At 46.8% G+C, this 20,496-nt stretch carries 17 protein-coding genes and 3 tRNA genes; 3 read left to right on the plus strand and 17 right to left on the minus strand.

What is annotated here, in order from left to right; translation table 11 throughout:
• Nucleotides 1–12: 12 nt before the first annotated feature.
• From EL216_RS09460 to glyQ, 9 genes are all read right to left on the minus strand, one after another.
• Nucleotides 13–1,065, minus strand: coding sequence for a glycosyltransferase family 4 protein (locus EL216_RS09460; RefSeq protein ID WP_085391061.1), 1,053 nt, complete (start codon nt 1,063–1,065; stop codon nt 13–15).
• 24 nt (nt 1,066–1,089) lie between these two features.
• The gene (locus EL216_RS09465) at nt 1,090–2,223 is read right to left on the minus strand and encodes a glycosyltransferase family 9 protein (protein ID WP_085391060.1); all 1,134 of its coding nucleotides are present in this window, start codon (nt 2,221–2,223) and stop codon (nt 1,090–1,092) included.
• 61 nt (nt 2,224–2,284) lie between these two features.
• Entirely contained in the window at nt 2,285–3,241 is a 957-nt protein-coding gene (locus tag EL216_RS09470) for a glycosyltransferase family 9 protein (RefSeq protein ID WP_158087737.1), read from the minus strand.
• A gap of 170 nt (nt 3,242–3,411) precedes the next feature.
• Nucleotides 3,412–4,302 (minus strand): glycosyltransferase family 25 protein, encoded by an 891-nt coding sequence (locus tag EL216_RS09475; protein WP_085391058.1) that lies wholly within the window; start codon nt 4,300–4,302, stop codon nt 3,412–3,414.
• A 105-nt stretch (nt 4,303–4,407) separates the two neighbouring features.
• Entirely contained in the window at nt 4,408–5,424 is a 1,017-nt protein-coding gene (gene galE / locus EL216_RS09480; RefSeq protein ID WP_085391057.1) for a UDP-glucose 4-epimerase GalE, read from the minus strand.
• A 61-nt stretch (nt 5,425–5,485) separates the two neighbouring features.
• The gene (locus EL216_RS09485) at nt 5,486–5,920 is read right to left on the minus strand and encodes a DUF7832 domain-containing protein (RefSeq protein ID WP_085391056.1); all 435 of its coding nucleotides are present in this window, start codon (nt 5,918–5,920) and stop codon (nt 5,486–5,488) included.
• A 139-nt stretch (nt 5,921–6,059) separates the two neighbouring features.
• Complete coding sequence (gene glyS / locus EL216_RS09490; protein ID WP_085391055.1) at nt 6,060–8,120, minus strand: glycine--tRNA ligase subunit beta; 2,061 nt, start codon at nt 8,118–8,120, stop codon at nt 6,060–6,062.
• Nucleotides 8,121–8,165: 45 nt separating this feature from the next.
• Nucleotides 8,166–8,606 (minus strand): restriction endonuclease, encoded by a 441-nt coding sequence (locus tag EL216_RS09495; RefSeq protein ID WP_085358447.1) that lies wholly within the window; start codon nt 8,604–8,606, stop codon nt 8,166–8,168.
• A gap of 16 nt (nt 8,607–8,622) precedes the next feature.
• On the minus strand, nt 8,623–9,528 hold the full coding sequence (gene glyQ / locus EL216_RS09500; RefSeq protein WP_085358469.1) for a glycine--tRNA ligase subunit alpha: 906 nt from the start codon (nt 9,526–9,528) through the stop codon (nt 8,623–8,625).
• 168 nt (nt 9,529–9,696) lie between these two features.
• Here glyQ and EL216_RS09505 point away from each other — a divergent pair, with 168 nt between their 5' ends.
• Nucleotides 9,697–10,311, plus strand: coding sequence for an OmpA family protein (locus EL216_RS09505; protein ID WP_085391054.1), 615 nt, complete (start codon nt 9,697–9,699; stop codon nt 10,309–10,311).
• Nucleotides 10,312–10,489: 178 nt separating this feature from the next.
• Here EL216_RS09505 and EL216_RS09510 read toward each other — a convergent pair.
• From EL216_RS09510 to EL216_RS09545, 8 genes are all read right to left on the minus strand, one after another.
• Nucleotides 10,490–10,566: transfer RNA gene (locus EL216_RS09510), tRNA-Asp, on the minus strand.
• Nucleotides 10,567–10,578: 12 nt separating this feature from the next.
• Nucleotides 10,579–10,654, minus strand: a tRNA-Val gene (locus EL216_RS09515).
• A gap of 66 nt (nt 10,655–10,720) precedes the next feature.
• Nucleotides 10,721–12,703 carry a cation:proton antiporter gene (locus tag EL216_RS09520; protein WP_085391053.1) on the minus strand — a complete coding sequence of 661 codons (1,983 nt, stop codon included), beginning with the start codon at nt 12,701–12,703 and terminating at the stop codon, nt 10,721–10,723.
• Between the two features lie 156 nt (nt 12,704–12,859).
• Nucleotides 12,860–13,606, minus strand: coding sequence for a 3-oxoacyl-ACP reductase FabG (fabG, locus tag EL216_RS09525; RefSeq protein WP_085391052.1), 747 nt, complete (start codon nt 13,604–13,606; stop codon nt 12,860–12,862).
• 274 nt (nt 13,607–13,880) lie between these two features.
• Entirely contained in the window at nt 13,881–14,813 is a 933-nt protein-coding gene (gene fabD, locus EL216_RS09530) for an ACP S-malonyltransferase (RefSeq protein WP_085391051.1), read from the minus strand.
• A gap of 9 nt (nt 14,814–14,822) precedes the next feature.
• Nucleotides 14,823–16,061, minus strand: coding sequence for a DUF1294 domain-containing protein (locus tag EL216_RS09535; protein WP_085391050.1), 1,239 nt, complete (start codon nt 16,059–16,061; stop codon nt 14,823–14,825).
• A 98-nt stretch (nt 16,062–16,159) separates the two neighbouring features.
• Nucleotides 16,160–17,125 carry a beta-ketoacyl-ACP synthase III gene (locus EL216_RS09540; RefSeq protein ID WP_085391049.1) on the minus strand — a complete coding sequence of 322 codons (966 nt, stop codon included), beginning with the start codon at nt 17,123–17,125 and terminating at the stop codon, nt 16,160–16,162.
• A gap of 192 nt (nt 17,126–17,317) precedes the next feature.
• Nucleotides 17,318–17,394 (minus strand) — tRNA-Pro (locus EL216_RS09545).
• Nucleotides 17,395–17,689: 295 nt separating this feature from the next.
• Here EL216_RS09545 and EL216_RS09550 point away from each other — a divergent pair.
• The gene (locus EL216_RS09550; protein WP_085391048.1) at nt 17,690–18,811 is read left to right on the plus strand and encodes a methyltransferase; all 1,122 of its coding nucleotides are present in this window, start codon (nt 17,690–17,692) and stop codon (nt 18,809–18,811) included.
• 303 nt (nt 18,812–19,114) lie between these two features.
• Entirely contained in the window at nt 19,115–19,639 is a 525-nt protein-coding gene (locus EL216_RS09555; RefSeq protein WP_085391047.1) for a thioredoxin family protein, read from the plus strand.
• Nucleotides 19,640–20,496 lie beyond the last annotated feature (857 nt).

The raw sequence follows: 20,496 nt of genomic DNA on the forward strand, positions 1-20,496 counted from the left end.
CGGATACCTTTTTCAGACGGCCTCAAGCATGGCTTGAAGCTCGGTAATGTGCTGTTCTAAAGAAGGGTTGTAAGTTAATGCCTGTTGCGGGTCGGCCAGTTTGTGCGTGCCGCTCTGTTTGAGGGCGACGGCTTGTTCCACGGCTTGTGCCAGCGTTTCGGGGCGTGTGCGCGAAAAGAAAAATCCGGCACGGTCGTTCATCACTTCCGTGCAGGCCATGTTGTCGGCCAACACCACGCGCGTGCCGCTCAACACCGATTCTACACCCACCAAGCCGAAAGGTTCGTACAACGAGGCCATGATGGTGAAATCAGCGGCGCGGTAAAGTTCGGGCATGTTTTTGCAGAAGCCGAGTTCCACCACATTGTTCATTGGGCGAGGCAGCGGCGAACCGGCCACGGCAAGTTTTACCGGCAAACGGGTGTGCTCGAAAAAGTTTGCCAGCATTTCCAAGCCTTTGCGTTTGTGGCCGGTGGAGGGGAAGAGGAACACGGTTTCGTCTTCGCCAAAGCCGTATTTGCGGCGGAGGTTGGTGGTTTCTTCGGGTACGGGGAAGAAGCGTTGGGTGTCGGCGGGCGGATACACTACGCGGATTTTGTTCGGGTTCACGCCGTAGAGTTCGATCAGTTCGCGCTGCATTAAAGCGGAATGCGCCATGATGGATTTGGCGGTGCGGTAATTGGTGCGGTTGCGGCGGATGGTGAGTTTGTCGAGCAGAGTGGCTTGCTGCTGCATACCGCGCAAATAGCCCAGATGCGTGCCGCCGCAGACGAAAATATCGGCGTGGTCGCTGGGATTGCAGGCGATCAGCCGTTCACCGCTTCGGCGCATTTTTTGCAACTGGTGCGAAAAGAAAAACGGACGCAGTTTTTTGGGAATGCGCTTTTGGTTGACGGTTTGCGCGTCGATTTGCGCGTATTCGGGCAGGGAAGTGTCGAACCTCGAAGCGTAAACGCGCACCGGTATGTTTTGTGCGGCCAGCACGCGGACGATATCGAAGGTGTAGCTTTCCATGCCGCCGCCGCGGTTGAAACGGTTGATGCTGATGGCGATATTTTGAGGCATAAGGGTCTTTCAGACGGCCTGATATTATGTTGTAGTTGGTTGGGACGTTTGAACAGGATGTTTAGCAATTTGTTCGCTGATTTGTGCATTCAGCCATTGTGTAGCGTTATCCAGAGGAAATTTTTCTCTTGCCGTCCAACTTGCCAATTCATCTTCTGACTTTCTCATACCGGATTCCGCTACCACCATCAAATGAGGAACGCCTTCATTATGTAGAGGACTCCACGAGTGGATATTATGGCTGGTGTAAAAGCTCAGTAAAGGTTTGCTTAGTGCGCAGGCAAGATGAACGGTGCCGCTGTCGACACCAATAACAATATCTGAAGAAGCGGTAAGGGCAACATATTGGGGTAATGAAGTCTTGGGCGATAAAATCAAAGGGATATCGTGATCGCATAGCGATTTCAAACGGGCGAAATACTCTTCGCTGTTTTTTGAATTGCACATTACGAATTGTACTTTAGGCAACAGCGATTTATCGCATTTGTTTAAAAGTTCAGCCAATTCGTTTTCAGGTAGACGCTTGAATTTGACACTTCCTTGCGGTGCAATATATATCCTGACTTTGCGGGAACCGTTTTCCTGCCAATATGGAACAACCTGATTTTGTTCTGCTTCGGGAATAGACAGATATGAATGTGGTTGAGGAGTTGTGAAATATTCTGCAAATTTGGAAGTGCATAAGTGCTCGGATACATGGTTGTCCGGATTGTAAGGGCAGTAGAAGTCGTAGTTGCGGATGTTTTGCATGCTGTAATATTTGCGGTCGCGTTTTTTGAAAATCATGACAGCATCGGGAGACAATACAGACGCAGCGATAATGCTGCGGCTGTCCAGTTGCTCTTCAAAGTCCAGCATCAACTGCCATTTTTTACGGTGCTTCAAATAGTTGGCAGGCTTTTTTTCGATGAGTTCGTCTATTAAATCGGAATGGGCAAAAATATCTTTGTTCCTATCAGTAACCAATATGCCGAGTTTTAAATTCGGATACATATCTTTTAGTTGCCGAGCATAGGCAAGATTGATTACGGCATCGCCTACCGCATCACCCAAGGGGCGGATCAGAATCGATTCCACCTGTTTGAAATTAAAATCTGGGCAAGGTTTCTTTTGCCCAAACAAACGGATAACGAGTTGCTTAGATAATTTTGGTTTCATGCTTAAATATTCCTTAGCCGTTGTTTTCAGACGGCCTTATGGAAAATAAATGATCGTATTATTAGGCTAAGTGTGCTTTGATTTGTGTATTTAACCAATCGGCAGCTTGTTCCAACGGGAAATTGCGAGTTTCCTTAGAATTTTTATCTTCCGATGGCGCAACAACCATCAAATGGGGTACGCCTTCGTGGGGGAGCGGGTGCCATAAGTGCAAGTTGTGGTTAGCATAAAAACTTAATAAAGGTTTTTTTAGGGCACATGCCAAGTGGACTGTACCACTGTCTACGCCGATAACGATGTCTGCCGATGCTGCCAACGCCAGATATTGCCCTAAGCGGGTGGGAGGAGACAAGGAAATGGCTACATTCGAATTACACAGGCTTTTTAACCGATTGAAATATGCTTCGCTGTTAGTGGTACGGCACATGATAAATCGGACATGTTGCAGATATTCTTTGTTGCATCGGTTTAATAGGGCTGCAAGTTCTTCTTCGGGAATATATTTGCCTGCTTTAAAACTGCCTTGAGGAGCAACTAAAATTTTAATCGTACTCTTGCTTGCGGCTGTATCAGGTTGCCAAAAAGCCATAATTTTATCGATTTCACTTTGTGAAACCGATAATTCGGGTTTTACTTGCGAAATATCGAAATATTCAGCAAATTTGGATGTGCATAAATGTTCAATAACGTGGCTGTTGGGATTAAACGGGCAACGGAAATCGTAATTGGAGATATTGTCCAAATTATAGTGTTTTTTGTTTTGTTTGGAAAAAATCATCACAGTTTCGGGAGCCAAAACAGCGTCGGCAATTAGATTCGGAGTGTTGAATGTTTCACAAAGATCCAACATCAGTTGCCATTTTTTACGGTTGCGCCAATAGCTCGCGAATGAATCGTCAACGAGTTCGTCAAACAAAGGGCTTTGGGCGAAAATATCGCGGTTTCGGCCTACTAACACACCGAGGCGGGCATGGGGATATATTGATTTTAATTGGCGGGCGTAGGCAAGATGAATCATCGCGTCTCCCAATGCATAGCCGAAAGGACGGATAAGGATCGAAGAGACGTTTTTGAAGTCGAAATTCCGACAAGGCTTTTTACGTCCGCAAAGTAAAACGATCAATTTTTTGAATAAATGCATTATTTTTTAGTTTCTATCTATTTAAAAGGAATGAGCAAGCCTTTTATTTATTGGAATGGGACGATTTTTTTCCGGCTATCTTCATGTTGCTTGAGTATATCCCCGCACTCAGCGATATATTCGTCAATAATCCGTTGCCGATATTTTTCACGTTCGCGGCCGATTTTTGTTAAAGCATGAATTAAACGCTGTTTCCATGATTTTTTCGGCGGTGCTGGAACGGGAGGTTCTGCATGTAAGGCAATGTGTTTTTCTTTGCGGTCTTGTTCCAGTTGGCTGTGCAGAGTGATTTTTTCATTATATTTGTCTTCTTGTATACACAAGGCCGGTTCCATTTGGCAGATTAATAAATCGGGGCGGAGTATGAGTGTGCCGAACATCAAGATATCGATTGCCTTGAGTTCTTCGTCGGTAAAGGTGGGCAATACTTGAAGGAGTAATTGTGCTGCTTTAAACGAAATAATATATCCTGCAGTCCCCCACTGCGTGCTTCCGAGTAAGGAAAAATGTCGGTTTACATACGGTAATACTGCCGGGCAGGGATAATACACCGAAGGCAATAAAGAAGTTTCAAGGCGCACGATGAAAGTATGTTCTGAAGAAAAACGCTTATCCAGCCAGCTTGCATCGCGCAAAAAACAAGCGGCATTTTCTCCTAACAAAACATCATCTTCGTAAACGGCAATATATGGCAGATTTTCATCAATGCATTTTTGCCATAATAAAACATGGCTCATGAAGCACGCTTTTTCACCAGAGGTCAAATGATCGGCATGTGCCAGATTGGGAAGGTGCTGGCGGATGGCTTGATCTAACGTTTCAGAAGGAGTTAAGGCATCGAAAAAAGTAAAAGGAATATTTTGTTGGGTAAATTGTTGTTGAAGATGCCGTCTGCGTTCTATAGCAGTTTTAATACTGATAACGTAATTTGTTAGCATAATGAAATCTCGGATTCTCTTGGTATATTTAGATGTATTTTAACGATGGCGCAGTAAGCTGTTATGAAGAGCATGTCGGCAAAAAAGGTGAATAAAGAAGAATGCTTAATCGGCATATCCGTGAGGATTGCTGCATTGCCAAAGCCAGGCATCCCGCATAATGGTTTGCAAACTCCGCTGGGCACTCCACTCTAATTCAAGATTGGCTTTTTTTGTGTCCGCATAATATTCGGCAATATCGCCGTCCCGTCTTGGGCATAGGGTGTAAGGGATGGTTATACCCGTTGTTTCTTCAAAAGTTTTAACTATTTCTAATACTGAATGCCCTTTTCCTGTGCCTAAATTGTAAATATGAAGGCCGGGTTGGTTTTGTTTGACTTGCATGGCTTTCAGATGGCCCTCTGCCAAGTCGACAACATGGATGTAGTCGCGGATTCCCGTGCCGTCGGGGGTAGGGTAATCGCTGCCGAATACTTTGAGTTGTTCGATTTTCCCTGAAGCTACTTGGCAGATATAGGGCAGAAGATTATTGGGGATTCCATGCGGGCTCTCGCCGATTCTGCCGCTTTCATGTGCGCCGATTGGGTTGAAGTAGCGCAATATAATGGCACTCCAACGGGTATCGGCAGCAGCAGTATCTTTCAAGATATTTTCTACTATATGCTTGGTTTGGCCGTATGGATTGGCGGTTAAACCAGTCGGCATGTCTTCGGTAACCGGTATGCGAGGAGGTGTGCCGTAAACGGTTGCGGAAGAGCTGAAAATGATGTTAAAAACGCCAGCTTTGCTCATTTCTTCGATGAGTACCAAACTACCGTAAACGTTGTTGTTATAGTATTTGAGAGGCTGTTCTACGCTTTCGCCTACGGCTTTTAATCCTGCAAAATGTATTACTGCTTCAATAGAGTGGGCGGCAAATATTTGTTGCAGTAGTTCTCTGTTGCGAATATCGCCGTGATAAAAAGGGATATTCTTTCCAATCATTTGTTCAAGGCGCGGAAGGATGTTGGGGGAAGAATTGCAAAGATTATCGATGATCACGATGTCGTATCCTGCTTCTCCGAGCGATACAACGGTGTGCGAACCGATAAAGCCCGCTCCTCCTGTAACCAATATAGCCATTTTATTTCCGTTTTTATCGAGTTCGTAATAGTAAGTATGCCCTTTGATTTGAGTCGAGGGATTACGGTTTTAAGCTGTCCAGCCATTTGTCAAAGGCCGTCTGAAAAGTTTGATTCAGAAGGCTTTGATTTTGCCGATTATCTTGAGTGCGATAGAATTCGTTTTCACTTTCGATGCCCAATGTTTGAAAATAATCGGTCATAAAGTTCCCATAGCCTTCATCTTCATCGTCGTAGTAATACTGGGTGAAGCGGTTGCCTAAGTCGTTGAAGCAGGTTTTATCGATACCGCCTTTTAGTTGCTTCAGTACGAATTCTGCACCGGAAACGGTACCGTTTTGCAGCTTGTCAAACTGAGGCAATGTTTCGGCTTCGGGGCTGTGCAGATTTTGCGAAACGGCCCATGCATAGTAATAGCCGATATGGTGGGCGGCATGGGTTTTAGGCAGGTCGGTCGGATAGTTTTCCGCGGTATGGAAGCTGATATGGTCGTACATGGCGAGCTTTGTTTTCAGACGGCCTGCAGGCCGCAAGATGATATAGATTCGGTATTGTATCAAAAATATAGACACTAATAGACAAACAGGCCGTCTGAAAAATGGATTTCAGACGGCCTGTTTGTCTGGCTGAATCGGGCTATTCTCCCAATAAAGCAATATCTGCTACGGCATTCATCAAATCTGCCAATTTATTCAGAAGGTTGAGGCGGTTTTGTTTTACCGCGGCATCGTCGGCCATTACCATTACATTGTCGAAGAAGGCATCTACTTGCGGTTTCACCGAAGCCAAAGCGGATAAGGCCGTCTGAAAATCTTGGGCAGCCAAGGCGGCTTTGATTTTCGGCTGCAAATCTTTTGCAGCAGCAAACAGGGCTTGTTCTTCGTTTTGTTGCAGCAGGCTTTCGTTTACTGCGCCTAATTCGGCATCGGCTTTTTTCAACAGGTTTTGTACGCGCTTGTTGGCGGCGGCAAGGGCGGCTGCTTCGGGCAGTTGTTTGAACGCGGCTACGGCTTGCAGCTTGGCAGCCAAGTCGTTTAAACGGCTCGGTTTTTTGGCCAATACGGCTGCAACGATGTCTTGCGGGTAATCGTTTTGCAGCAACACGGCCAAACGTGCCTGCATGAAGTCGGCAACTTCGGCAACGGTGTTGTCGGCGAGTTTGCCTTGCGGGAAGCTGTTGTAGGCCGTCTGAAGCAGATCGTTGATGTCGAGATCGTTACCCATCAGCATACGCAATACGCCAAGTGCGGAGCGGCGCAGGGCATAGGGGTCTTTGTCGCCGGTAGGAATCAGGCCGATGCCCCAAATGCCGACCAGGGTTTCCAGTTTGTCGGCCAAGGCGACGGCGGTGGCAATCGGGCTTTCAGGTAGCTTGTCGCCGGCAAATCGGGGTTGGTAATGTTGTTCGACGGCATCGGCAATTTCCGGGCTTTCGCCGTCAAGTTGGGCGTAGTATTTGCCCATGGTGCCTTGCAGTTCGGGAAATTCGCCGACCATTTCGGTAACGAGGTCGGCTTTGGCCAAGCGGGCTGCGCGTTCTGCCGTGGCTTTGTCGGCTCCCAATTGTGCGGCAATGTGTGCGGCCAGGCTTTGCAAACGCTCGATACGTTCGGCTTGCGAACCGATTTTGTTGTGGTAAACCACGTTGGCCAGTTTGGGCAGACGGCTTTCGAGCGAGGCTTTTTGGTCTTGTTTGTAGAAAAATTCGGCATCAGACAGGCGGGCGCGCAATACGCGTTCGTTGCCGTGAATGATGTGGCTCGGGTCTTCGGTTTGCAGGTTGGAAACGAGCAGGAAGCGGTTCATCAGCCTGCCGTTTTGATCGAGCAGCGGGAAGTATTTTTGGTTTTGCTGCATGGTAAGAATCAGGCATTCCTGCGGCACGGCGAGGAAGTGTTCTTCAAAACCGGCCTCCAATACCACCGGCCATTCCACCAGCGCGGTGACTTCGTCGAGCAAGGCTTCGTCGGCGGCAACCGTGGCGTTCAGACGGCCTGCCTGTTGGTTTAAGGCTACTTGAATGGCTGCTTTGCGTTCGGCAAACGATGCAATCACTTTGCCCTGTTCGCGCATTTGCTCGGCGTAACGGTCGGCGTGGGTAATGTCGAACAGGCCGTCTGAAAGGAAACGGTGCCCTGAAGTTTGACGTTGGCTTTCCAATCCCAATACGGAAGCGGCAACGGTATCTGCGCCGTGCATCACGATTAAACCGTGAACCGGGCGCACGAAGGTGTGCGTGCTGCTGCCCCAACGCATCACTTTAGGAATCGGCAGTTTTTTCACGGCTTGGGCGAGAATGTCTTCCAGCAATTCAGGCAGGCTTTTGCCTTGTTGGGTGAATTCGTATGCGTAAACGTCTTGCTTGCCGTCGTGAACGATTTTTAAGTCGGCAATATTGGCACCGCAAGAGCGGGCAAAGCCTTCCAATGCTTTGGTGGGTGTGCCGTCTTTCATGGCATTGGCGACCGCCGGGCCTTTTTTCATCACCTCTTGGTCGGCTTGAACGGCTTTGACGTTTTTAACCTGCACGGCAAGGCGGCGGGGCGAGGCATAGGCGGTGTATTCGGCAGCACCTTCGATTAATTGCGCTTTTTCCAAGCCTTCTACAATGGAAGCGGCAAGGCTGTTGCCCAAGTTGTTCAGGGCTTTGGGGGGGAGCTCTTCGGTGAGGAGTTCGATTAACAGGGTTTGGGTCATTTGGAATGCTTTCAATTTTAATTTTTTGCTTTAGGCCGTCTGAAATTATTTCAGTTTGTTTAAATGAAATATGAACACATTTCGTTTGGGGCCATTGTTGGTGCTATGTTCTTGTTTGACCGAATAAGGTTTTAGCTCGTCAATTTGAAACTCACCAATATAACGAACATAGCCAGTTTTTTCAGTGTGCTGAAAAACATATAAAGCACGATTATCGTTTTTGTGTTGAAAAATGGCTTTATTGCCACGTTTCATTTCTTGGTCGCCAGTTTGACCTTCGCCTGAATAATGAAATACTTGGCCATTTTTATCCCAGCTGTCATAGTAACCATGCTCTTCACCATGTTCGGGGTTGGTGAAAATAAAAACACTATTAGACTTTAAAGATGGAGAAATGCCACTTTGGCGACTTCCACCAAACTTATCATGTAATTCTGAACGTTTAATAATGTCATTTGGTTTCAAATCAAAAGGTACTTTATTCATAGTCTTAAAGCCTGTTTTAAGCTGCTTTATCCCTAATCAACGGAAATCCCAACTTCTCCCGGCTCTCCACAAACTTCTGCGCCACAATCCGGCTTAAGGTGCGGATGCGGCCGATATAGGTGGCGCGTTCGGTGACGGAAATGGCGCCGCGTGCGTCGAGCAGGTTGAAGGTGTGGCCGGCTTTGAGCACCAGTTCGTAAGCGGGCAGGGCGAGTGAAGTGTCTTCTACTTCCAGCAGGCGTTTGGCTTGGGCTTCGTAGTCGTTAAATTGCTTCAACAGCCATTCGGCATCGGAATATTCAAAGTTGTAGGTGGATTGTTCCACTTCGTTTTGGTGGTACACGTCGCCGTAGGTAACGGTTTGGCCGTCGGGGGTTTTCGACCACACCAAGTCATACACGTTTTCTACGCCTTGCAGATACATGGCGAGGCGTTCGATGCCGTAAGTGATTTCGCCCAAAACAGGTGTGCAGTCGATGCCGCCGACTTGTTGGAAATAGGTAAATTGGGTGACTTCCATGCCGTTGAGCCACACTTCCCAGCCCAAGCCCCATGCGCCGAGGGTGGGGTTTTCCCAGTCGTCTTCTACAAAACGGATGTCGTGTACTTTCGGGTCGATGCCCAGCTCGCGCAGCGAATCGAGGTATTGTTCTTGAATGTCGGCAGGGGCGGGTTTTAAGGCCACCTGAAATTGGTAGTAGTGTTGCAGGCGGTTGGGGTTGTCGCCGTAGCGGCCGTCTTTGGGGCGGCGGCTGGGTTGGACATAAGCGGCATACCACGGCTCGGGGCCGAGTGCGCGCAGACAGGTGGCGGGATGGCTGGTGCCGGCGCCGACTTCCATGTCGAAAGGTTGGATGATGGTGCAGCCGCGTTCGGCCCAGAAATTCTGTAATTTAAAGATAATTTGTTGGAAGGTAAGCATGGTAAATTTGTTGGTATCGTTAGCAGAAATTAAGTGCGTTATTCTACTGTTTTGTCAGGTAGTTGAATAGGGCTTGTCTGTTGTATCTGCTGTTAAGTTGGGTATAATGAAAAAGATTTTAAATGTTGTTTAATATGATTTGTTTACTTAGATAGGAGAGAATTTAGGATGTCGGATAACGAAAATAAAGAGCAACGTTTGGGACTATGGGTAGCCGGTACGGCTGCTGCTTTGGCTACTGTGGGCGTATTGTTTTTTGCTGCATGGGATCCAGAGGCAAAGCCTGTTGGTGGTGAAACTGAAGTAGTAAAAGTGGAATCTGACCAGGCAGCATCAGTTGAAATGGTAGAACCTTCGGCTGAACAAACGGCAGCAGCTTTTGCGGAAGTTGAGGCAAGCAGTCCGGCCGAAGTGGTATTGGCTGCCGAATCCGAAATGCGAAATAAGGTTGATAGCGATGCCAAAGTGATTGTTGAGAATGGTATCGTGAAGTTTTATTTTGCAACCGGTAAAGCAGATTTGGCACAAGGTGCGGATGATGCTTTGAAAGATGTGCTGGCCGGTGTGCGTGAGGGCAAGAAAGCGATTGTATCGGGTTTTCATGATTCAACCGGTAATAAAGCGAAAAATGAAGAGTTGTCTAAGCAGCGTGCTTTTTCTGTGCGCGATGCGCTTTTGGCTTTAGGTGTACCTGAATCTCAGATTGAATTGCGTAAACCTGAGAATGCAAAAGGCAGCGGTAATAAGGTCGAGGCCCGCCGCGTAGAGGTGGTATTGGAATAGTATAGAAAGGAATATCATCAAAAATAGTAATAAAAGCCTGAGCTTATGGTTGTTTGGGCTTTTATTGTTTTCAAACGGCTTCCATTTATATCTATAAGGACGGACGTTTTATTTAAGATAGAAGCAGGCATTTGAAGTAAAAAAAGCACCGAAATTATTGGTGCTTTTTTATTTGAGTTGGCGGAGTGGACGGGGCTCGAACCCGCGACCCCCGGCGTGACAGGCCGGTATTCTAACCAACTGAACTACCACTCCGCACAAGAAACTTGGTGGGTGATGACGGAGTCGAACCGCCGACATTCTGCTTGTAAGGCAGACGCTCTACCAACTGAGCTAATCACCCGTGTCGCTGTAAGAACGTAATTAAACCAAAACTTGATAATTGATGCAAGCGGTTTTTTTTAAGGTTTTATTGGTTTCCTTGTAATGACCAGTTTTCAAAGGAAATTATTTTATCTTTTTTCCCTGCTACAACCAGAATATCGTTTGCTTCCAAGCAGAAGTTTTCATCAAATTCTTCAATACGGTGAGTATGGCGGCGCACAAACAACAGTTTTATATTGAGATGCTTGAGTGGAAGCTCGTTCGTGTTTTTACCGATGGCATAGGCTTCGTCGGTAAGGGTAAATGCATAACGGCTGATGCTGTTGCTTTCGTCGTAGAAACCGGATTCGTCATCACTGCCGACAAACAAATCTTCCAGTATGGCATAGCGGCTGCGGCGGATGTTCATGATGGTTTGATGAACATGTTGATACGATAATCCTGCACCCAACATCGCATATGAGGCGAGTGCGAGGCTGGTTTCTTTGGTGTCGGATACTGCTTCTTCCGCTCCCATGTGGGTGAAAACTTGCAGGTAATCGTCGCTAACGGCACGTACGTGCACGGGCATGGTGGGGTGAAGCCTCATAATATTATCGAGTACATGTTGGGTTTCGAGCATGTTGTTGAGCGTGATAACGACCATTTTTGCACGGCTGAGACCGGCGGCTTCGAGTACTTCGCGCCGTTTGGCATCGCCGAAAGAAACCGGCTCACCCGCGCTTCGGGCAATTTGTACGCGCTCGGCATCCAAATCAAGCGCGTAATAGGGGATGTTGTCTTGGGCGAGAATACGGCCTATAGTTTGTCCGCCGCGTCCATAGCCGATAATCAACACATGGTCGGATTTGCTCATGGTGGCGATTAACATGTTTTGCAGGTCGACGGCTTTCATGTCCCAATTCGATTTCACCAATTTATTCACGAGCTTGTCGCTGCCATTCAAAATAAACGGTGCAATAATCATGGAAAGCAAGATGGCGGCGGTGGCTGCTTGCTCCAATTCAGTGGAAACCATATCGATTTTGCTAGAAACCGCCAGCATAACAAAACCAAATTCCCCGCCTTGTGCCAGATAGAAAGCGGTTTTCATACTGTCGCCGACGGTATAGCGCATACGGTAGGCAATCAGAAAGATAATTAACGCTTTGAGGGCAATCAAAATGCCGAGTAATATGAATACAAGCTGCCAGCCGTCAACCAAGGCTTGAATATCCAGTTTCATGCCGACGGTGATAAAGAAAAAACCGAGCAGGATATCGCGAAACGGACGGATATCGTCTTCCACTTGGAAGCGGTATTCTGTTTCCGAAAGCAGCATGCCTGCCACAAATGCACCGAGAGCCAACGAAAGACCTTCTAGTTCGGTCAGGTAGGCCACACCCAAAGTAACGAGCAATACGTTAATCATGAAGAGTTCGGATGATTTGCGTTTGGCAACCATGCGGAACCACGGGGTCATAATGCGGCTGCCGACAAAGAACAATACGCCGAGGGTTGCTATCATTTTTAAGGCGGCCAAACCCAGTTCCAGCCACAGGTTGCCGCTGTTGCCGCCGGCAAGAGCAGGCAAAAGAATCATGAGCGGAACCACGGCGATGTCTTGCATCAACAATACGCCCATTGCCATTTGGCCGTGAGATTGGCCCAATTCGGTTTTTTCGGAAAGAATACGGCTGACAATGGCGGTGGAAGACATGGTCAACGCGCCGGCAACGGCAAAAGCCCAGTTAAATTTAGTGCCGCTTGCCAATAAAATACCGATAACTGCCAAGATGGTGATCACAACTTGCATGCCGCCCAAACCGAACACCAAGCGTCTCATGGCTTTGAGTTTGGGTAGGGAGAATTCCAAACCGATGCTGAACATCAGGAATACAATACCGATTTCACCCAAATAGTCGGTCGCCTCGCTTTTCGGAATCAGATGGAGTACGCTGGGGCCAGCCAGAAAACCTGATAATAAATAGCCGAGCATGGAAGGAATGTTGAATTTGCGGCAGATTATAACGGCAATAACCGCAACCAGTAGCACGATAACGATAGGAGCGAGGGAAATGGTGTGCATGGTGAGCCAGTGTCAGTTAGAGGGCAGGGAAGGGAAATTTTAGTTTGTAATCAGGTCAAACCCAAATTATAACGGGTTTTATCTTAAAATTGATTTGTCTGAAACAAGAGGCCGCCTGAAAATTTTTCAGACGGCCTCTTGCCTATTTCGACATGGTTAAGGCATCAGCATACCGCCGTTTACATGCAGGGTTTGCCCGGTGATGTATTTGGCTTGGTCGCTGGCCAAGAACAATACCGCATCGGCGATATCCTGTGCTTCACCAAAACGGCCCAGTGAGGTTTGGGCTGTAAACATTGCACGCTGTTCTTCGGGCAGGGCGCGGGTCATGTCGGTATCGATAAAGCCGGGAGCGACACAGTTTACCGTGATGCCGCGGCTGCCGACTTCACGGGCCATAGATTTGGAGAAACCGATTAAGCCGGCTTTGGCTGCGGCGTAGTTGGTTTGGCCGGCGTTGCCCATGGCACCTACCACGGAAGTGATATTGATCACGCGGCCGCTGCGCTGTTTCATCATGCCGCGTAAAACGGCTTTACTGGCACGGAATACGGATTTCAAATTGACTTGCATGATTTCATCCCACTCTTCTTCTTTCATGCGCATCAACAAGTTGTCGCGGGTAATGCCGGCATTGTTCACCAGAATATCCAGTTTGCCGAATTCTTTTTCGATTTCTGCAATCAGGGTTTCAATGCTGCCTTCTTCGGTTGCATTTAAAGCACGGCCTTTACCGTTCCATTTTGCCAAGCGTTCGCTGATGGCGTTTGCGCCGTTTTCAGAAGTGGCCGTACCAATCACTTTTGCTCCTGCGGCGGCTAAAGTGTCGGCGATGGCCGCACCGATACCGCGTGATGCACCGGTAACTAAAGCGACTTTGCCGCTTAAATCTTGTGAACTCATTAGTATTTCCTTTTTTCAGTTAGTTTCAGACGGCCTTATACCATAATTGGAGCAGTTTATCTAATTGTCTATGATAGACGGAAAAGTGTGCTGTTTCTGACATGGTCGACATTGACCGGGAGGATTGTTTATGAGGCCGTCTGAAAAAGCATGTGGGTACGTAGAAATGTTGTTTGAAAAAGACGGCAATCATGGACGGCAGTTGTTTTTTCGATTACAGATATAATTTTCAGACGGCCTCTGTTAGGGAGAGGCCGTCTGAAAGTTTAACCGATCAATTGTTGTGTGCGGCGATAAACGCTTCAACCTGCGCAGCATCGGTTAAGGCTGTACATGATGCCTCTTTGTTGATGCGTTTGGCCAATCCGGCCAATACCTTGCCGGGCCCGCATTCGGCAGATTGGGTAATGCCGTCTGAAACCAAGGCGTTGACTGTTTCTGTCCAACGCACAGGGCTGTAGAGTTGGCGGACCAATGCATCTTTGATTTGGTCGGCATTGTCGTAAGCGGCAACGTCTGCATTATGGATTACGCGGATTTGCGGTTGTTTGACAGTTACGTTTTTCAGTGCTTCGGCCAATTTTTCAGCAGCAGGTTTCATCAGGCTGCAATGCGACGGCACCGACACGGGAAGGGGCAGGGCGCGTTTGGCTCCTTGTTCTTTTGCCAGATTCATGGCACGTTCCACAGCGGCAATGCCGCCGGCGATGACCACTTGCCCGGGAGAGTTGAAATTAACCGCTTCTACTACTTCGCCTTGTGCAGCATCGGTACAGACTTGGCGTACGACATCATCATCCAAGCCTAAAATCGCTGCCATTGCACCTTCTCCTTGCGGTACGGCATTTTGCATCAACTCGGCACGCAGGCGGACGAGTTTGACGGCATCGGCGAACTCCAACGCACCCGCTGCAACCAGCGCGGTGTATTCGCCCAAGCTGTGGCCCGCAACCACAGAGGGTGTTTTGCCGCCGGCTTCCAAATAGGCACGGTAAGCGGCAACGCCAGCAGCCAGCATCAAAGGTTGGGTATTGACGGTTTCATTAATGGGAGCGGTATCTTCTCCGTTTATCATCGCCCATAAATCTTGGCCGAGGGCAGCAGATGCTTCGTCAAATGTGGCTTTCACGGTAGCATTGCCTGCAAAGCCGTTCATCATGCCGAGACTTTGCGAGCCTTGGCCGGGAAAGAAGAATGCAAAAGACATGATATTCCTTTAATTTTTCAAAAATGAAGCAATCGGATTATCGGTGTAATGTATCAGTATGGCGTAGGTGATGGCAATATTTAAGACGGCCACCACCCAAAATATGCGGATAAAAGAAGTTTTACGGGTTTTATGGTTGAATAAGGCGCGGGCCAGCAAAGCTCCCGGCCAGCCGCCGATTAAGCCGATTTGGTGCAGTTTTTGTTCCGGTATACGGCCGATATAGCCGCTGTCCGGTTTTTGGGATTGGGTAACGGCAGTTTGTTTGTCGTTACGGTAAAGCCAAAATGCTGCGATGCTGGCCAATAGATAAACAATGGCCAGTTTAACGGAAAAGAAGGCAACCGCCAGCAGATAGGCCGTGCCGGGAGCACCGAAGCACAACAATTTTTTCATATTTAAATTAAAGCCGTGGGAATCGTAGGGGCGGTCGGAGAATAAGGATGCTTCATGCCCTCTTAAAACCACTTTAATCGCTTTTTGCGGTTCGCCGCCTATGGGCCGGTTGCAATAAAAGCTGACCGGCTGGCCCACTTGAGGGCGGTGGGTAGAGTAATGGAAGGCGGAAATATGGAAGAAAACGGCTTGGCCGCGTTCGTCGGCGTGGATGAAGCCGTAACCCTTTTCATCGTCCCAACTGACAATATGCCCACTCAGCACTTTGTTGTGAGGCAAGGGTTTGGCTGCACTGTAAGCAGGTTTGATCGGGTGTTCCGGTTGGGTTTCCGATGGAGAAGCAACGGTAGGAAGTGTTTCCGGCGGTAGCATGATTTCGGGGGGTACTTCCAGGCTTGCAGGTTCTTTTTCAATAATGTCGATTTCGGTCATCAACCATTGGCCGTTGCTGTGCTTGACGAGCCGGCCTTCCAGAGTTTCCCCTTCTTCGGGAACACGGGTTTGATCATTTAGAAACTGCCCGAGTATAAATATCGGAGTGGTTTTCTGAATGTTGTGGATGCCGTAACCGCCGTTTTGTTGAAAATCCCATTCGGCCAGAGATACTTCGGTTCGTTCGTTTTCCACTAGAGGAGGCAGCAATGCGACGGATTTTGCACACAGGCGGTTTTTTTCGTCGTAGAAAAGATCGAAGCTGATCCGGTCGCCGCTGGCAGGAAGCAGATAATCCAAACTCAGCGAACGTGCGTCTATATAGATACGCTGTCCGCCGTGATCGTCGGATAGAATGGATCCGCGTTGAAGTTCCCTGAACCAGTGGGTTACCGTGCCGTAATGTGTTTGTTTATTCATTTTTATCTTTAAAATTATTTATTTCAATCAGGAGTATATTCCTCGGTTTCCGTGTAGCCGTCTTAAAGAAGTACTCCTGAGTGCTCCTATGTAAACGGTCAGTATTTTAATAATACTGCCCCCCACGCAAAACCACCGCCGATACCTTCCAACAGCAGGTGCTGTCCGCGTTTGATCTGCCCGCTTTTAATACCGTTATCCAAGGCTAAAGGAATGGATGCGGCGGATGTGTTGCCGTGTTCTTGAACGGTCAGTATGACTTTATCCATGCTCAGGCCGAGATGTTTGGCCGTGCTTTCAATAATGCGTTTGTTGGCTTGATGCGGCACAATCCAATCAATTTGTTCGGCGGTGTAGCCGGCTTCGGTAATAACATCGTCGGCTACTTTTGCCAGCATTTTAACGGCAAATTTGAATACGCCGGGGCCGTCCATTTTTAGAAACGGCGTACCGCAAATCTGTCCGTTGGCAATTTGACCGGGTGTGTTTAGAAGATCGATATAATCGCCGTTGGCTTGTAATTTGCTGTGGATAATACCCGGTTCGCCGGCTGCACCGAGTACTGCTGCTCCTGCGCCGTCACCGAATAGAACGCAAGTGGTGCGGTCGTTCCAATCCAAAATGCGGCTGAAAATTTCCGCACCGATAACCAGCACTTTTTCAGCCATGCCGCTTTTAATATAGGCGTTGGCCGTTGACAATGCATACATAAACCCTGCGCACACCGCTTGTACGTCGAATGCGGGGCAGCTTGTGCCTGCGATGCCGAGTTTTCTTTGAATAATGGTAGCGGTGGAAGGGAACTGCATATCCGGTGTGGAGGTGGCCACAATAATCAAGTCGATTTCTTCCGCACCGATGCCTGCGTCTGCCAATGCACGGCGGGCGGCTTCTGCGCCCAGGTCGCTGGTTTTCTCGCCATCGTCTGCAATGTGGCGGAACTTAATGCCGGTGCGGGTAGTAATCCACTCGTCCGATGTGTCCACTTTTTTGGCTAAGTCATCATTGCTGACGCGGTTTGCGGGTAAATAGCTACCTGTTCCGAGAATTTTGGCATATCGCATAGCGTGGTCTTTACTTTAAATGAATGGTTGTTTCGCAGGAGAAGAGGTATTGTAAGGTAATTTTTAAGATTTTCCTAACGGTAAATCAACAGGACTGCATGTTTTATGGTTATTGTTTCAAAAAGGTTTTCAGACGGCATTTGCTGGAAATAGAATCAGGCAGCTTGTTTGAGCCAAGCTGCCTGAAATATTTGGTCGGAATGAGAGGATTCGAACCTCCGACCCCTTCGTCCCGAACGAAGTGCGCTACCGGGCTGCGCTACATTCCGAATAAGGCGCGTATTATAGGGAAATCGGATGGGATTGACAAGTTGGAAATTGATTGCGGTGTTTGTTTGAGGAATACGGCCTCCGAACCTGATAGCAAAATATGCGTTAAGTCCAAATAATAAGGAGGGTGCTATGTCGATAAATCATTTGAGGTTTTTAGATAGATACAGAGGGATTAAATTTGCAGGCTGTATGGCGCAGTGTTTCGGTTTGAGTGAGGAAGAAAAGGCCGTCTGAAACCTTTTCAGAAATAAATATAGTAAACTGCTGCCACTTTAATACTTTCTACCGACTATGCGTCATCTGATACCTACAGACAGCGCCGCCCGAATCGAATGGCGTAACGAAAGCTCGCAAAAGCCTCCAAAACAAGCCGTTTATCTGAATGAAACCGGTGCGGCCGAGATACTTAAAAATGCCCACGCGCACATTGCCAGTGTATGGAACGGCGATTTTCACAACGCCAAGCAAGTTTTGGCCGCCATGAAAAAACGTGTGCGTAGGCCTGCTTCCAATAAAGCAGCCGATATTCAGACGGCCTTTCATATCTATCGCATGCAACAAGCGCAGCAAAGCCGTGTTCTGAACATGCTTGCGGTGGAAATCGGCGTAGGTTTTACCTTGAATCTGCCGCGGGCTCCCGATGTTTATTCCGCGTTGCTTGATGTGTACGGTGAAGAAAACAACCAGCCGTTTTTGCTGCCGTTGAATCAGTTGCTCGGCTTTATCGGTGCCCACGAGTGGCATAAAAAAGGTGTTTATATTCCTGCTTTGGAAAATACTGTTCATGTGCCTTTCGGTGTATTTTCTCCGTTACGGGGAGAATATCTCGATTTAATCTCTCAGGCTCCGTTGCCGCCGGATTGTAAAACGGCTTTCGATATCGGCACCGGCAGCGGAATTATTGCCATGTTGCTTGCCAAGCGCGGTATTGCTGATATTACCGCAACCGATACCAATTCGCGTGCCATTGTCTGTGTGCAAGCTAATCTGCAACGGCTTGGGTTTGACCGGCAAGTTTGTATTGAAGCTGCCGATTTATTCCCCGTGGGTCGTGCCGATTTGATTGTTTGCAACCCTCCGTGGCTGCCGGCAAAGCCGACTTCCGCCATTGAGTCTGCCCTTTATGATCCCGACAACACCATGCTGAAAGGCTTTTTAAACGGCGTTTGCGAACATTTGCATGAAAATGGCGAAGTATGGTTGGTAATGTCGGATTTGGCCGAACATCTGCATTTGCGTGCTGCCGATTTTCTCGAACAATGCTTTCAGACGGCCTCTCTGGAGGTGGTGGAGGTGCTGAAAACCAAGCCTACCCATAGCAAGGCTGTTGATGTTAATGACCCGTTGGCTTTTGCTCGCAGCAAGGAAACGACTTATTTATATCGTTTGAAGCCGATGACGGTGGAGCAATAGCCGACCAATAATTTTTGATTATGGGGAAGCAGGTTGGCTGCGATGCCGATATGGTCAGATACAATAGTATTAAAGCAGTTATCAGTGAATGGTTGATAACCGCCTAAGAATAGGCCGTCTGAAAATATTGGTAGGCAAGTGTATTGTTGGGCTAAATCAACTTTTATCTGATTAAACGATAAAGGCCGTCTGAAAAAGCGTATATTTTAGAAGGCCTTATCATTTGAAAGCAACATCAAACAGTATCTTTTATTCCAACCGTTTCAAACAACCGACCGCCTTTCAAACAACAGGAGCCTGACGATGAAACTTAAAACTTTCGTCCTTATTTTATCTGCCTTATTGCTTGCTGCCTGTGGTAGCACCGCCAATGAAACCCAAACTCTGCACGACCAGCTTGCCGAGGCGCAAACTGCTGTCAAACTTTCCGCAGAAAACACGAAAAGGTTGGAAAGTACTTATTCCGATATCTATTTCGAACTGAACAGCCTGACTGTTGAGAATTTCAAAGCTAAAGTAGCCAAAGGAGAAACGTTTTATGCCTATATAGGGCGGCCAAGTTGCGGGGATTGCAATGCATTCGAACCGTTGCTCAAACATTATATCCGCGACCGCAAACTGCAAGACAAAATCTACTTTGTCAACGTTCATCGGTTAAATCAAGACAAGCCTGCTTGGGCTGAATTCAAACAGCAATATAACTTAACAGGCACGCCTGTTTTGGCTAAATATGGGAAACGCCGTCAAATCAACAAACTTGATTTTGAGAATAAAGGGGGTATCAGTGCGGAAGATTTGGAAAAATGGCTGGGAATGAATGGATTGTGAGCATTGAAAATGTTATAAGTTCTTTCAAAGAGTTACGCTATAGTGAGCAAGTGGAGGCACATTATATATTAAGTATGTAGGTAACACGGAAATATGGTGGTTAGTGGTCTTGTAAATTTTTTATTTCGTATATGCTGATGAAAAGATTTTTCGGTTTTTCTTGAATTCATTATATTGATGGCTATACAGGGCCGTGCAAGTTAGAAAATCTTGTACGGCTTTCTTTATAATTAATATGGCAATAATAATTATATGTAAATATATTAATGATTTTAGTGCCAAGAAATAATATAACAGATGATTTTTTATTTTGGTAAAGATGATTATTTCTTATATACAATGATTTACAGGTAATAAAAATGCTGCAAACAGATGAAATAGCATAATATGGGAAAATAAATTATGTAACCATAAAGTAATTAAATTAAGAGCATCAACTCTAATATAATTTAATGGTTATATTTTCTTTTTTTTATATTTTTTTGTCTTAAAATAGAAAAGTAAAATTAAATAATGTTAAATTTAGTTTAAATTCTCATACTTTTTAAAGAGTTCCTTATAAAAATACTTTAAATAGTAATATTTAGTTATTAAACTACAACTCAATATGCATGAGGCGTGATGAAGAATGTTCATGCCTTATGAATATAAAACTCCATATAATAAAATTCCTATATCATATATTGATAACGAAAATTAATATTATTTATGTTATAGAAATTTTTTTAGACTGTTCTATAATTCACTCAAGAAATCAATTGAACACATTGAATTAAATGATACTTTATAGGTGTTGTTGTGATTTGGTATGGCTCAGTTGGTTTCTTAAATGTCGGGAGTCTTACAATCTCCTTTGT

Origin of the sequence: Neisseria animaloris, from assembly GCF_900637855.1 — a bacterium.
Lineage (GTDB): Bacteria > Pseudomonadota > Gammaproteobacteria > Burkholderiales > Neisseriaceae > Neisseria > Neisseria animaloris.